The 13,853-nt window shown below is 73.3% G+C and carries 10 protein-coding genes; 6 read left to right on the forward strand and 4 right to left on the reverse strand.

All coding sequences use genetic code 11. From position 1 onward, the window contains the following. Window positions 1-317 precede the first annotated feature (317 nt). On the reverse strand, window positions 318-1,586 hold the full coding sequence (locus A6F73_RS25115; protein WP_063351508.1) for an acyl-CoA dehydrogenase family protein: 1,269 nt from the start codon (window positions 1,584-1,586) through the stop codon (window positions 318-320). 426 nt (window positions 1,587-2,012) lie between these two features. Here A6F73_RS25115 and A6F73_RS25120 point away from each other — a divergent pair, with 426 nt between their 5' ends. From A6F73_RS25120 to A6F73_RS25130, 3 genes are all read left to right on the forward strand, one after another. Then, window positions 2,013-3,086 carry a GAF domain-containing protein gene (locus tag A6F73_RS25120; RefSeq protein WP_079135982.1) on the forward strand — a complete coding sequence of 358 codons (1,074 nt, stop codon included), beginning with the start codon at window positions 2,013-2,015 and terminating at the stop codon, window positions 3,084-3,086. Window positions 3,087-3,313: 227 nt separating this feature from the next. After that, on the forward strand, window positions 3,314-4,903 hold the full coding sequence (locus tag A6F73_RS25125) for a lipase maturation factor family protein (RefSeq protein WP_079136354.1): 1,590 nt from the start codon (window positions 3,314-3,316) through the stop codon (window positions 4,901-4,903). A gap of 205 nt (window positions 4,904-5,108) precedes the next feature. After that, entirely contained in the window at window positions 5,109-7,364 is a 2,256-nt protein-coding gene (locus tag A6F73_RS25130; RefSeq protein ID WP_063349862.1) for a hypothetical protein, read from the forward strand. A gap of 88 nt (window positions 7,365-7,452) precedes the next feature. Here the strand turns inward: A6F73_RS25130 and A6F73_RS25135 are convergent, their stop codons facing one another. Next, entirely contained in the window at window positions 7,453-8,454 is a 1,002-nt protein-coding gene (locus A6F73_RS25135; protein ID WP_063349863.1) for a lytic transglycosylase domain-containing protein, read from the reverse strand. A gap of 82 nt (window positions 8,455-8,536) precedes the next feature. Then, a complete protein-coding gene (locus tag A6F73_RS25140) occupies window positions 8,537-9,343 on the reverse strand; it encodes a helical backbone metal receptor (RefSeq protein ID WP_244293492.1) in 807 nt (268 codons plus the stop codon). A 397-nt stretch (window positions 9,344-9,740) separates the two neighbouring features. Here A6F73_RS25140 and A6F73_RS25145 point away from each other — a divergent pair, with 397 nt between their 5' ends. The 3 genes from A6F73_RS25145 to A6F73_RS25155 are packed head-to-tail and all read left to right on the forward strand — an operon-like array spanning window position 9,741 to window position 12,844. Beyond that, the gene (locus A6F73_RS25145) at window positions 9,741-10,853 is read left to right on the forward strand and encodes an ABC transporter substrate-binding protein (RefSeq protein ID WP_079135983.1); all 1,113 of its coding nucleotides are present in this window, start codon (window positions 9,741-9,743) and stop codon (window positions 10,851-10,853) included. Between the two features lie 3 nt (window positions 10,854-10,856). Next, a complete protein-coding gene (locus A6F73_RS25150) occupies window positions 10,857-11,945 on the forward strand; it encodes an iron ABC transporter permease (RefSeq protein ID WP_063349864.1) in 1,089 nt (362 codons plus the stop codon). Then, on the forward strand, window positions 11,942-12,844 hold the full coding sequence (locus A6F73_RS25155; RefSeq protein WP_063349865.1) for an ABC transporter ATP-binding protein: 903 nt from the start codon (window positions 11,942-11,944) through the stop codon (window positions 12,842-12,844). The genes A6F73_RS25150 and A6F73_RS25155 overlap by 4 nt, the downstream gene beginning before the upstream one ends. Here the strand turns inward: A6F73_RS25155 and A6F73_RS25160 are convergent. Further along, a complete protein-coding gene (locus A6F73_RS25160; RefSeq protein WP_079135984.1) occupies window positions 12,829-13,851 on the reverse strand; it encodes an isocyanide synthase family protein in 1,023 nt (340 codons plus the stop codon). The genes A6F73_RS25155 and A6F73_RS25160 overlap by 16 nt on opposite strands. Between the last annotated feature and the right edge of the window lie 2 nt (window positions 13,852-13,853).

The following is a 13,853-nucleotide window of genomic DNA, read 5'->3' on the forward strand; positions in this document are numbered from 1 at the left end:
CCGCCGACGGCAGGAACGCTATCAGTCCCAGGTGCCCTCATCGCAACATCAACTGACGATCTGTGGACGGGTGGTGACGATGGTGGAGGAGCCCGGGGGGAGTGTCCGCCGGCGGAAAGCCGCAGCTCACGTCGGTCGCGGGTGGCGCGTGGACGGCGCGTGGACGGCTCTCCGGGGGCCGGGAGAACCTCCCGGAGAGTCGTCAGGAACAGGTCAAGTCGCCGCCGTGCCGAACGTTCGCCCTCTCGGTTCGGGTGCCCGGCTCCGAGGGTGCCCGGCACCAAGGGCGTCCGGCTCCGAGGGCGCGCAGTACCGATTCAGCCCGCCAGCGGTATCGGTACCACCTGCCCGCCCCCGATGGCCTGCAGCTCCACCGCGGCCTCCCGCTGGGACAGTTCGCTCCACGCCCAGCTCGCCAGGTCGGACAGCTCCGCCGACCACTGCTTGCCGTAGGTGCCGGAGGCGACCTGCCCGAGCCGCAGCCGCTGGACGTCCGAGGTCCCGGCCGGCGGGTAGACGTGGGTGGCGTCGCGCAGGTAGCGCTCGATGCGGAACTCGGCTTGCAGGCCCCGGGCGGCGTGGATCTCCATGGCGTTGCGCGCGGAGTCCAGCGCGTACTCGGTGTTGATGAGTTTGGCGTTCATCAACTCGGCGTCGCAGGCCTTGCCGTGGTCGAGCAGGTGCGAGGCGTGGTAGGCGGCCAACTTGGCCGTCATCAGCCTGGACTGCATCTCGCCGAGCTTCAGCGCGATGTTGGGCAGTTGGTTGATCGGCTTGCCGTAGAGCACCCGCTCCTCGGCGAAGCGCGCGGTGTCCTGGACGATCGCGGTGTGGATCCCGAGCGCGACGGCGGCGAGGTTGAGCCGGCCGTAGAGGGTGGAGGAGGAGTAGGCGACGTCCAGGCCCTGGCCCTCCAGGCCCAGCCGGTTGCCGACGGGGATGCGGCAGTCCTCGAAGACGATCTCGCCGAAGCTGAAGCCGTGCAGGCCGCTCTGCGAGCCGAGTTCGCCGACGCGGAAGCCGGGGCGCTCGCTCTCGACCAGGAACGCGGACAGGCCCCTGCTGCCCTCGCCGGTGCGGAAGACCACGCCGTGCACGTCGCCGATGTGGGAGTTGCCGACGAACCACTTGCGGCCGTTGAGCACGTACTGGTCGCCCTCGCGGCGGGCGGTGCCGGACATGCCGAGCACGTGGCCGCCGCACTCCGGTTCCGTGACGGCGATGGTCGGCAGCGACTCGCCGGAGGCGAACCTCGGCAGCCACTTGCGCCGTTGGGCGTCCGAGCCGAAGTGGATGACCTTGGCGACTCCGAGCTGTGAGGCCTGCGCCATCGCACCCATGGCGCCGCTGATCCGGGCGAGTTCCTCCACGATGATGGTCTTGGCGAGGTGCCCCAGTCCCAGTCCGCCGAATTCGCGCGGAATGGTCACCCCGATCCAGCCCCGCCGGGCGATCTCCCGCGACAGTTCGAACTCGACGGTCCGTTCGGCCTCCATTCGGGCCACGTGCGGGCGTACCTCCTTCTCCGCGAACTCCCGGACCTCCGCTCGGAGACTCTCGTGGCGCTCGTCGGTGAAGTAGTCCATCGCCATGCTGGGGTCCTCTCTTGTCAGTGGATGTGCCGTGCCTCCGTCCGTGCTGTCGAAGTCGCTCCAGCCGCTCCCCGGGAATGAGTGGGGGTTCGAGGTGGTGGCGGCCGACTGCCCCTTTGCAATCGGTGCATGCGGAACTCGGGGCGTCCTCCCCGGGGTTGGGAATGCCGCCCGTGTCTTCGGCAGGGCTCATTGTCGTATGGGCCTCCTGTGCTGACCCAGAGTCGATCTTGGATTGGCGGAAATCGGCCCGTCCTTACGCTGAGGAGTTTTGCCATGGCTCTGAGTGGGAAGTGATCTTGCCCCGCCGTGGCAACCTGCTGAGCGGCCGCTCACATGCGGCTTTGACTGTCCATCAGCAACGGTGATGAGCCGGACCGGGAGCACCGAACCGCCCGGATGTCTGATTACATGTGCGCCATGACTGATGTGATGAGCACTCAAGGCCAGTTCCCGGGTGCCGCCGGGGAGTCCGAGCGGACCCGCAGGCTGCGCAGCCTTGGTCTCAACGAACCGTCCGCGGACGAGGCCTTCGACCGCTTCGCCCACCTGGCCGCCAGCATCACCCGCGCTCCCATCGCGATGGTCAACTTCATCAACGACGAGCGCCAGATGTTCCGGGGGCTCTACATTCCGCCAAACTCGAACGACGTCGCGGTCGACGAAGGCGCTTCCTGGGCCGATCGGGGCATCGCCTTCGACCTTCCCACCCGTCAGATGCCGCTGAGTCACGGCTTCTGCCCGCATGTCGTCGCCCAGCGATCCCCCCTCGCGCTCGACGACATCCTCGCCTACCCCCGGTTCTCCGGAAACCCGGTCGTCGACGAACTGGGCGTGCGCGCCTACCTCGGCGCCCCGCTCGTCGACGACACCAACACCGTCATCGGCACCGTCTGCGTCCTCGACCGGGAACCCCGGCAGTGGGGGCGCGAGCGGCTGCGCGACATCCAGCACCTCGCCGAGGCACTGCTCTCCGAGATCCGGCTGCGCGACAACCTGCTCGCCCAGCAGCAGGAGATGTTCGCCGCCTTCGACGGCTCCCCGTTCCCCATCATGCTGACCGACGGCCCCGGTCAGGAGATCCGCTACGCCAACGCCCAGCACGCCGACACCTTCGGCGCCCCGGTGGCGTACGGCGCGATCGGCCTGGCCTACCCGCAGCTCGGCGCCGCCGGCCTCCAGCAGGTCATCGTCGAGGCCTACCACACCGGGCGCAGCACCGTCCTCAACGACGTCCGGATCCAGTCAGGCCGCCCCGACGCCCAGCGCGGCCAGCAGATCTTCAGTTTCACCTGCACCCCGCTGCGGGCCGCGCGCACCGGCCAGGTCAACGGTGTCCTCACCGTCGGCATGGACGTCACCGCGCAGTCCCGCACGGAGGAGGAACTCGGCACGCTGGCCGCCCTGCTGGTCGACCGGCTCCAACAGAACGGTGCCACCCCCGTCGGCCGCCCGGGCATCGCCGGGGAGTCCGGTCTCGTCCTGCCGAGCTGAGCCGCCGACCCGCCGTCCGCGTGCGGCGTCGCCGTCCCCCTCCGCACCACTGCTCGTCGATCCGTACCACCGCGCACCACCCACCACCGTGGCGGGGCGCCTCTCACCCCCGAGGAGAGGCTCCCCGCCACGGTGCCGTCCGGGGGCGGGCCCGAGCGGGTGAACCGTCCCCGCCCGCGCCCCGGCCGCGTCCCGCCCGGCGGCCGCCGATGGTAGGCATGGGCCGCATGGACTGGTTCGCCGCCCCCGACTACTGGTTGAGCCGACTGCTCGTCCAACGCCTGCTCGCCGGCCTCTACCTGATCGGATTCCTCGCCGCCGCCGCACAGTTCCGCGCGCTCATCGGCAGCGACGGCATGCTGCCGGTGCCCCGCTTCACCGCCCGGGTCCCGTTCCGCCACTCGCCCGGACTGTTCCACCTCCACTACAGCGACCGCTTCTTCGCCGCCGTCGCCTGGAGCGGCGCCGCGCTCGCCGCCGCCGTGACCGCCGGACTCGGTGACGCCGTCCCGCTCTGGGCGTCCGTCCTGCTGTGGGCGGTGCTCTGGGGGCTCTACCTCTCGATCGTCAACGTCGGACAGACCTGGTACTCCTTCGGCTGGGAGTCGCTGCTGCTCGAAGCGGGCTTCCTCGCCGCCTTCCTCGGCAACGCCGACACCGCCCCGCCCACCCTGGTGCTCTGGCTGATGCGCTGGCTGGTCTTCCGGGTCGAGTTCGGCGCCGGACTGATCAAACTGCGCGGCGACCGCTGCTGGCGCGACCTCACCTGCCTGCGCTACCACCACGAGACCCAGCCCATGCCCGGACCGCTCAGCTGGTTCTTCCACCACCTGCCCGACCCGCTGCACCGCGTCGAGGTCGCCGCCAACCACTTCGTCCAACTCGTCGTCCCCGTCGGCCTCCTCCTCCCGCAGCCGGTCGCGAGCTACGCCGCCTGCGCCGTCGTCGCCACCCAGCTGTGGCTGATCGCCTCGGGCAACTTCGCCTGGCTCAACTGGCTCACCATCACGCTCGCCCTCGCCGCCGTCGACCCGGCCCGCGTCGGACTGCCCGTCCACGCCCGCGTCCACCCCGCCACGCCCGTCTGGTTCGAGGCGCTGGTGATCGCCCTGACCGCAGCCGTCGCCGTCCTGAGCTACTGGCCGGTCCGCAACCTCGTCTCCCGCCGCCAGGCCATGAACCGCTCCTTCAACCGGCTGCACCTCGTCAACACCTACGGCGCCTTCGGCAGCATCAGCCGCATCCGCCAGGAGGTCGTCGTCGAAGGCACCGACGAAGCGACCCTCACCCCGCACACCGTCTGGCACGAGTACGGCTTCAAGGGCAAACCCGGCGACGTGCGCCGGCTCCCGCGCCAGTACGCCCCCTACCACCTGCGGCTCGACTGGCTGATGTGGTTCGCCGGCATCTCACCCGCCTACGCCCGCCCCTGGTTCCTGCCCTTCATCGCCCGCCTGCTCGCCGGCGATCCCGCCACCCTTCGCCTGCTGCGCCACAACCCCTTTCCCGGCACCCCGCCGACCCACGTCCGGGCGACCCTCTACCTCTACCGGTTCACCAGTTGGCGCGAACTGCGGGAAACCGGCGCATGGTGGCACCGCACCGCGCTCCACGAGTACCTCGCGCCGGTCGACCTCACCACCCTCGGCCGCGCCGGATACCGCCCACCCCTCGGCCGACGGCTCCGCACCGTCCCGCTGGACCGGCCGCGGCGGCCCGGGGCCCGCCCGGAGAGCCCGCCCGCCCGGCCCGACGGCCGTGCGCCCCAGTACCCGTCCGGCCCAACGCCCCACCACCCGTGCGGCCCTCCCGGGTAGCGGCCAGGCGGGGGGTATGGCACACGACACCCGCCCGTCGGGCGGTGGGTGCGTGCAAGGCTCGAACGGGCACCCGTATTCTGGGCGTCCACAACCGGCGGCCCGCCCGCGCGCCCCCCAGCCCCGCCCCCGGGGCACCCCGCGCAACCGGTCCGCCGCCCCCTCGCCGCCAGCCCCGCCGTCGTCGCCCAGAACCGGACCTCACATGACAGTGCTTCACTCGCGCAACGCCGACGCAGCCGACCCGGCGGACGTCGCCGACGCCGCAGACGTCAAGGACCCCCAGGACGCCAAGGCCACCACGGCGGAGACCGACCTCCGCGAGGACCTCGGCCGCTACGCCGAACTCGGGGCCTTCACCCTCACCGCCGACACCCACGCCTGGTACGCGGCCGTCGACACCGTCGCCACCCCCGAGGACGCCCGGGCCGCCTCCACCGCCCTCGCCGAACTGCGCGGCCGCGACCTCCGCCAGACCTGGGACGCCGTCACCGTCCTCGCCGCCGCCGCCAAGCTCGACGAACCCGACACCGTCGCCAAGGCCGCACTCCTCGTCGAGATGCTCCAGCGCGTCCACCGCACCTCCGCCACCCTCACCACCGCCGCCTACGACGCCGACCTCGGCGCCCTCGCCGCCGCCACCGCCGACGGCACCTGGCGCCGCGAGAACGGCGTCAAGTTCTCCTGGCTGCGCGCCCGCTCCCTGCGCAAGCAGGCCACGGCCCTCGCCACCGACCGCCGCATCCGCCGCGAGGACCTGCACGAGGCACTCGCCTCCGCCGAGGTCGAACGCCGCGCCTGGGCCGCCCTCGCCCCCGCCGGCACCCTGCCGGTCGTCCCCGCCGACGGCGCCCTGGTCGAGCGCACCGCCCAGGCCTTCGAGGCGATCAACACCGGCCTGCGCGGCCTCGCCCGGATGTTCCCCGACCACGACCTCGACGGGCTGGCCTTCGCCGAGCTCGTCGACCTCGTCGAGCGGCTCGCCGCCGACGAGGGCACGCTCTACCGCCTGCCCACCATCCGCGGGCTGCGCACCACCCTTGAGGAGGCCGGCCTCGGCGACCTGCTCACCGAACTGGCCGCCGCCCGGGCCGACCGCCGCTCCGCCGAAGCCGCGTTCGCCGCCCGCCAGGCCCTGGCCGGCGGCCAGCGCGACGGGCTCGCGGGGGAGGGCAGCGCCGTCGAGGCTTCGGCTTCGGTTCCGACTCCGGCTTCGGTCGAGGAGACGGTGACCGACGCGGACGCGGACGCGGAAGCAGACTCGGGCGACGCTGAGGCTGCGGCCGTGGTCAAGACGGCCGAGGCAGCCGAGGAAGAGGCGACGGAGGAAGCCCCGTCCGCTGTCGTGGTCTCCCTCCCGGCGCCGTCCCCGGCCGCCGATGACCTGGTGGCCGCCGCGACCGCCGCCCTGGCGGAGGCCGCGGAAACCACGGAGGCCGAGGCCGTCGTCGAGGTTTCCGCTGTCGAGGTCGAGGTCGAAGCCAAGGCCGAGGTCGAGCTTGCGGAGGAGGCGCCGGTCCTGGAGGACGCGCCCGTCGTCGAGCCGGAGACGACCGAGGAGGCTGCGGAGCCCGAGACGGTCGCCGAGGTCGCCGCGGTCGAGGCTCCCGTGGCTGAGGTCGAGCCGATCGCTGAGCCCGCCGCCGTCGTCGTGGAGCCGGTGGCTGAGGTGGAGCCGGCTGCGGAGCCTGCCACGGTCGAGGCTCCCGTGGCAGAGGCGGACGAGCCGGTGGCTGAGGTAGAGCCGATCGCTGAGCCCGTCGCTGTCGTCGTGGAGTCGGTTGAAGCGACCGAGGCCATTGAGGACGTGCAGCCGGTGGTCGAGGTTGAGGTCGTCGAGGAGGCGCCTGCCGCCGTCGTCGTGGAGCCGGTGGCTGAGGTCGAGCCGGCTGCGGAGCCTGAGACGGTCGCCGAGGTCGACGCGGTCGAGGCTCCCGTGGCAGAGGCGGACGAGCCGGTGGCTGAGGTCGAGCCGATCGCTGAGCCCACAGTTGTCGTGGAGCCGGTGGTCGAGGTTGAGGCCGTCGAGGAGGCGCCCGCCGCTGTCGTCGTGGAGTCGGTCGAAGCGACCGAGGCCATTGAGGACGTGCAGCCGGTGGTCGAGGCCGAGCCGGTTGTTGAGCCCGCCGTCGTCGTGGAGCCGGTGGCTGAGGTCGAGGCCGTCGAGGAGGCGCCCGCCGTTGTTGCGGAGCCGGTGGCCGAGGTCGTCGAGGTCGAGGTCGTCGAGTCCGCGCCCGTCGCCGCCGGTCGGCCCGAGAAGCCGGACTTCACGCCCGGCCGGCCCGTGACCGCCTACTCGGCCGACGAGCTGCTCGCCGTCGTCCGGTGGGTGGACGGTGACGGTGTGGAGCGTACGGAGGAGGAACTGCTGCGGGCGGCGATGAAGGAGCTGGGCTTCGCCCGCCTCGGGCCGCGGATCAAGGAGGCGCTGGGCGCCGCCGTCACCGCCGCGCGGGGCTGACGTACGAGCGGGGAACATCGGCGAAGGGCCCGGGACGCGGGATCGCGTTCCGGGCCCTTCCGCTGTCCCGCGCGGGTTCGGGGGTTTGTCAGCCCGTCTTGGTCCACGGCTGGCCGGTCATCAGCGCCTTGACGTTGGCCACGTACCCCGGGTTGGGGATGACCAGGCTGCCGACGACCTGGCCGGTGGCCGGGTCGGTGACGGTGTTGTAGTGCACGTTGCCCGCCCCGGCGTTGTACGCGGAGATGACGAGGTCGAGCAGCGGCGTCTTGCCGGTGGCCGGGTCGGGGGAGAGGTCGTACTTGCCGTCGAAGGAGGAGTCGCCGTAGTAGGCGACCAGCCAGTCGAGCAGCTGGGTGCCGAGCTGGACGTTCCCGGGGAGGGTCTTCGCGTCGGAGTTGGTGCCGAACTTGCTGTTCATCCAGCTGATCGTGTTCGGCATGATCTGCATGGTGCCGATCCCGCCGTCGCAGGCGAGGATGCCGGACTGCCAGCCGCTCTCCTGCCAGGCGATCGCCTTGACCAGGTTGACGGGCAGCGGCGGGAGCTTGTCGGTGCCGCCGCTGCTGAGGTTGAGCGTGCGGGCCTGGCCGGCGGCGGTGGCGAGGGCCGCGCCGACGGTCTCCTTGGGCTCGTCGGGCTGGGGCTTGCTGGGCTGGCAGCTGCTCTGCAGCGGCGGGACGTGCGGGGTCGGCGGCGCGGGCGGCGGCGGGGGAGCGACCGGGCCGGGCTTGGTGACCGGCACGGGGGCCACGACGGCGGGCTTGGCGACCGGGGGCGGCGTGGCGGGCGCGGCGGGCGGGCTGCTCGGGGCGCCGGGCTTGGTGCTGGCGGCGGTCGGGGCCGGGGTGGTCGGGGCGGGCTTGCTGGACTTGCTCGCGGACGGGTTCGGGCTGTGGGAGGCGCTGGCCGTCGGGGAGGCGGTCGGCGTCGGGGTGGCGGTCGCGGACGGGCTCGCACTCGGCGTCTCGGTCGGCGTCCCGGTGGCGGCGACCGCCGTGGTGTCCGGCGCGCTGTTCTGGTGGTTGTCGGCGTGCTTGGTGCCGCAGCCGGCCAGGACGGCCGTCGAGACCGCTGCGGCCGACACCATGACCAGTGCTCTCCGGGATGCGCTCACTGCCACTGTGGTTCCCCCCACTCGTCACCGGCGGTCCCGGTGAGTGGCGGTCATCCTACGATGTGATGTTCATGCCCCCTGTGAACGGGTGGTCCAACGCGTGCGCGAGGACCGTCGGCGCCGTCACCAGGGACGGTCCGTACCAGGTCAGGTGGCGTCCGCTGACCAGCGCCGCCGGGACGCCGGGGAACGCCTCGGGGCCGTCCTGTGCCGTGAAGCGGTACGGCTCGTCCGGGAGGACCACCAACTCGGGTCGGCAGGCGAGCAGTTCGGGCAGCGGAACGGCCGGGTAGCGCTCGGCGTGTCCGGCGTGGACGAGCCGGAGGCCGAGGCGGCGCAGCAGGTCCCCGGCGAAGGTGTCGCGGCCCAGGACCATCCACGGGCGGCGCCAGACCGGAACGATCGCCCGCGGGCCGTCCGGCGGGCGCCGGACCGGGGCCCACGCTGCCTCGGCCTGGTCCAGCCAGTCCGGGCGCGGGAGCGCGCAGGCGGCGGTGAGCAGCCGGTCGAGCGAGCGGAACGCGTCGTCCAGGGTGCGGATGTCGGTGACCCAGACCGGCAGGCCGGCCGCCCGCAGCGCGTCCAGGTCGGGGCGCCGGTTCTCCTCGTCGTTGGCGAGGACGAGGTCCGGGGCGAGGGCGAGGATGCCGGGCACGTCCGGGTTCTTGGTGCCGCCGATCCTGGTGACCGCCAGGTCGGCCGGATGGCTGCACCAGTCGGTGGCGCCGACCAGCAGCCCGGGGGCGGTGGCGGCGACCGCCTCGGTCAGCGACGGCACCAGCGACACCACCCGGCGCGGCGGGCGCGGGCCGAACCGGACGGGCAGGTCGAGATCGTCCCGCAGGACGGTGGGATCGGCCATCCGGCCACCCTACGCCGGGGGTCCGCGGACGGGCATCGGACGGGCGGCACGGGCATCGGACGGGCGATGGTCGGGCGGCGAACGGGCGGCGGATGGCGGGCGGGCGGACGGCGGGTGAACGGGCACCGGGCGGTGCGGAAATCCCCGGGAACCCCCCGGACGGTCCGGCCGACTACCTGGTCCGGGTTCGCACGACGGGCCCCTATGGCGTGTCTGACAATTCCCGCCGGGCGCGCGACGCCGGGCATCCCGCCTGGACGCACCGGCGAAACGTCCAAGTACGACCCAGTACGAGGACGCTTCGCCGGCGCGCCCAGCCGGGCGCCCAACGCCGCGCGCTGATCCGCCGCGAATTGTCAGACACGCCCTGGCACGATCACCCACCAGGAGAATTGTCATGCGCCCTCGCGTTGTCTGCGGAATCGCGGCCGCCGTCGCCCTGTTCGCCACGGCCTGCGGAAGCGGCGCCGGAAGCGGTGCCGGAAACGGCGGCGGGGGAGGCGGAGAGCGCGGCGCGGCCGGCGCCGCCCAGACCGCCCCGGCCGGCGGCTACCCCGTCAAGGTGGCCGACTGCGCGGACCGGGAGACCACCATCGCCAAGGCCCCCGCCAAGATCGTCACCAGCAATGCCGCCGCCCTGGAGATACTGCTCCAACTCGGCGCGGGCGACCGGGTGATCGGTACCGGCTTCCCGCCCGGCAAGGGCACCCTCCCGCCGGCCCTGGCCGAACAGGGCGCCAAGGTGCCGGTGCTCGGCGACAAGACGATCCCCAAGGAGAAGCTGCTCGGCTCCGGCGCCGACCTCTACGTCGACACCTTCGGCGCGATGCCGATGATGGGCGGCGGCGCCACCGGGCCCAGCGAGGAGGAGTTCGCGGCAGCCGGCATCCAGCACGTCTATCTCCTCTCGACCGCCTGCGCCGGCACCCCCAAGGCCGCCAAGGCGCCGCGCACCGACCTGTCCGGGGTCGAGAACGACATCCGCCGCCTCGGCGCGGTCACCGGCACGGCCGCCCGCGCGGAGGAACTCGTCACCGGGATGGAGAAGCAGGTCGGCGAGGTGCGCACCGCCCTCGCCGGCGTCGCGCAGGCGCAGCGGCCCGGCTACTTCGTCTTCGACTTCGACGCCGGCACCAAGCAGCCGGTGGCGGTCTGCGGCCGGCAGGTCGCCAACGCGGTGATCACCCAGGCCGGCGCCCGCAACGTGTTCGCCGACTGCGACGCCGACTTCAAGCCCGGCTCCTGGGAGGACGTCGTCGCCAAGAACCCGGACTGGATCCAGCTCGCCGTCCGCAACCGGGGCAGCGAGGAGGCCACCCGCAAGGCCTTCGACGACGCCGAGGCGTTCCTGCGCGGGTTCCCCGCGACCCAGGGCCTGAAGGCCGTCCAGGAGGGCCACTTCGTGCGGCTCGGCTCCGAGGTCACCACCATCGCGGGCGTGCGCAACGCCGACGCCGTCCGGCAGATCGCCGCCACCGTCCACCCCGACCTCGTCAAGAACGGGCAGTAGACGGTGACGTCGGCCGTCTCCGCCGAACGGCGCGAGGAGCCCCGCCCGGCCCGCACCCTGCGGGCCGGGCCGCTGGCCGTCGCGCTGACCGCCGCCCTGGTGCTCGCGCTGACCGCCGCCGTGTCGTTCGGCGCGGTGGACATCCCGCCCGGCGAGGTCTGGTCGGTGGTCGCCCACCACCTCACCGGGCGGGCCCCCGAACCCGGCACCCGCGACCTCATCGTCTGGCAACTGCGCGTCCCGCGCGCCCTGCTGGCGGCGACGGTCGGGGCCGGGCTCGGCCTGGTCGGCACGGCCGTGCAGGCCCTGGTCCGCAACCCGCTCGCCGATCCCTACCTGCTCGGCATCTCCTCCGGCGCCTCCCTCGGGGCGGTCGCGGCGATCGTCCTCGGCACCTCGCTCGGCCTCGACCTCGCCTTCGGCAGCGCGCTCGGCCTCACCGTCTCCCTGGCGGCCTTCGCCGGCGCGCTCGCCGCGTTCTCCCTGGTCTGGCTGGCGGCCCGGCGCGGCGGCGGCTTCTCCCCGCTGCGCCTGGTCCTCGCGGGCATCGCCATCGCCCAGTTCCTCGGCGGCATCACCAGCTACCTCGTCCTGCAGACCCGCGACGAGCAGCAGACTCGTGGCGTGCTGTTCTGGCTGATGGGTAGTCTCGGCGGCGCGGTCTGGGCCCAACTCGCTGTCCCCGCCGTCGCGGTGGTGCTCGGGCTGGCCCTGCTCCAGGCCCGTGCCCGCGGGCTCAACGCGATGCTCATGGGCGACGAGACGGCCGCCGGGCTCGGCGTGGACGTCACCCGGCTGCGCTGGGAGGTCTTCGTCGTCACCAGCGTGCTGACCGGCGTGCTGGTCGCGGTCTCCGGCGCGATCGGCTTCGTCGGACTGATGGTGCCGCACGTCTGCCGCCTGCTCGTCGGCGGCGACCACCGGCGCCTGCTGCCGCTGTCCGCGCTCACCGGCGCACTGCTGCTGGTCGTGGTCGACACCGTGGCCCGCACCGCGCTGGACGGCCAGGAACTGCCGATCGGCGTGGTCACCGCCGTCCTCGGCGCCCCCACCCTGCTCTACCTGCTGGACCGACGACTGGAGCGCACGTGAGGATCGCCGTCGAGGACCTGAGCGTCACCCTGTCCGGGCGGGCGGTGGTGGCCGGCGTCCACCTGGTCGCCGAGGAGGGGGAGATCGCCGGCCTGGTCGGGCCCAACGGCAGCGGCAAGTCCAGCCTGCTGCGCACCGTCTACCGGCACCTGCGGCCGAGCGCCGGGCGGGTGCTGCTGGCCGGGCGCGACCTGGCCGGGCTGCGCCCCGCGCAGTCCGCCCGGCACATCGCCGCGCTGCCGCAGGAGCGGGGCGGGGACTTCGAGTTGAGCGTCCGCGAAGTGGTCGCGATGGGCCGCACCCCCTACAAGCGGTCGTTCGCCGGCGACGACGCCGAGGACCACCGGATCACCGCCGACGCGCTGGCACGGGTCGGCATGGCGGACGCCGCCGACCGCCGCTTCGCCCAACTGTCCGGGGGCGAACGGCAACGGGTGCTGCTGGCCCGCGCGCTGGCCCAGCAGCCGGACGTCCTGGTGCTGGACGAGCCGACCAACCACCTGGACGTCCGGCACCAGGTCGAACTCCTCGCCCTGCTGCGGGACCAGCGCCGCACCACCCTGGTCGCGCTGCACGACCTCAACGCGGCCGCCTCCGTCTGCGACCGGCTGCACGTCCTGCACCGCGGCGCCCTGGTGGCCTCCGGGGCGCCGCGCGAGGTGCTGACCGCGGAGCTGCTGGCCGAGGTGTTCGGCGTCCGGGCGGCAGTGGTCGAACACCCGCTCACCGGTGACCCGTTGATCGCCTTCGACCACCGAACCCCGGCCGCCCCGACCCCGGCCGTCCCGACCGCCCCGGCTCCGGTGGAGGGTGCCGGGGCCGGGGCGGATGCTGGTGGGGCGGGGTTCGTCGGGTTGGACGCCGCCGGGGTGGAGCCCGCGCGTCAGAGCGCCTCGTAGTGGCTCGGCCGGCCGTCGAGTTCGACCAGCCGGCCGCGCTGCGCGGCGTCCTCGCTGCGCAGCAACTCCCAGTCCCCGTCGGCGCGGTGGAGTACCGAGGAGTGCCAGGGCGTCATCCAGGCGTCGGCGGCCTCCAGCAGCCGGATGCCGAACTTCGGTGCGCCCGCCGGCTGCGGGTGGATGGACAGCCGGACCGACCGGGGGTGCTGCTCGGCGATCAACTCGCCCCAGGCGCGGCTGCGCTGGATCACCCCGTACGCGCGGCGGCGGCAGTCGCGCTGCAGGGCGGAGCGGGTGCCGGTGAAGCCGACGGTGTCGTCGGTCAGGAAGCGGGTGATGCCGCGGTAGAGCCGCAGGGTCTCCTCGTCCGTCAGCACCTGCTCGCGCAACTCCTCGACGCTCGGCGCGTACTGGGCGTGCACCCGGGCGCGCTTGTCGTCGTACGGCAGGTCGCCGAGGACGTCCCGCAGGTCGAAGGTGGCGAGGTGGGCGAGTTCCTCGCGGGCGATCATCGCCGTCAACTCGTCGGAGTACTCGTCGATGTGGTCGTCGGGGACGTGGACGAGGTCGCCGAAGATGTGCCCGTCCGAGCAGATCAGGATCCGCGCGCCGGGCTCGTAGTACCCGCCGATCTCCGCGCAGAGCCCGTCGAGGAAGGTGAGCGACAGCCGTTCGCCCTCGTCGGGCAGGTGGCTGAGCACCTTCGCGGGGTTCGGCGACTTGCAGGGGAAGCCGGGCAGGGTGAAGAGGATCGGGTCGCCGGCGGTGATGAAGTCCTTCAACTGGGCCAGCTGGAACGGGAAATGCTCGGGCTTGGCGTCCAGCCCCGGGTCGGAGGCGCGGCGGTGCGGCAGCAGCAGGCCGAGGATCCGGGCGGCGAGCCGTGCGGCGTCCTGCTGGTCGGTGCCGCCCCCGGTGTTCGCGGGCTCCGGTGCGGGCTCCGGCGCGGGCGTGGGCGCAGGTGCGGTGTGGTGGTGGCGGGTGGAAACGGTGCCGGCGGGCGGCATGG

It is taken from the genome of Streptomyces sp. MJM8645 (assembly GCF_001625365.1).
Lineage (GTDB): Bacteria > Actinomycetota > Actinomycetes > Streptomycetales > Streptomycetaceae > Kitasatospora.

Bases quoted from the DNA above. Each gene is read 5' to 3' on its own strand.
- A6F73_RS25115 (WP_063351508.1), bottom strand. From the start codon at position 1,586: ATGGACTACTTCACCGACGAGCGCCACGAGAGTCTCCGAGCGGAGGTC.
- A6F73_RS25120 (WP_079135982.1), top strand. From the start codon at position 2,013: ATGACTGATGTGATGAGCACTCAAGGCCAGTTCCCGGGTGCCGCCGGG.
- A6F73_RS25125 (WP_079136354.1), top strand. From the start codon at position 3,314: ATGGACTGGTTCGCCGCCCCCGACTACTGGTTGAGCCGACTGCTCGTC.
- A6F73_RS25130 (WP_063349862.1), top strand. From the start codon at position 5,109: ATGACAGTGCTTCACTCGCGCAACGCCGACGCAGCCGACCCGGCGGAC.
- A6F73_RS25135 (WP_063349863.1), bottom strand. From the start codon at position 8,454: ATGGTGTCGGCCGCAGCGGTCTCGACGGCCGTCCTGGCCGGCTGCGGC.
- A6F73_RS25140 (WP_244293492.1), bottom strand. From the start codon at position 9,343: ATGGCCGATCCCACCGTCCTGCGGGACGATCTCGACCTGCCCGTCCGG.
- A6F73_RS25145 (WP_079135983.1), top strand. From the start codon at position 9,741: ATGCGCCCTCGCGTTGTCTGCGGAATCGCGGCCGCCGTCGCCCTGTTC.
- A6F73_RS25160 (WP_079135984.1), bottom strand. From the start codon at position 13,851: ATGCCGCCCGCCGGCACCGTTTCCACCCGCCACCACCACACCGCACCT.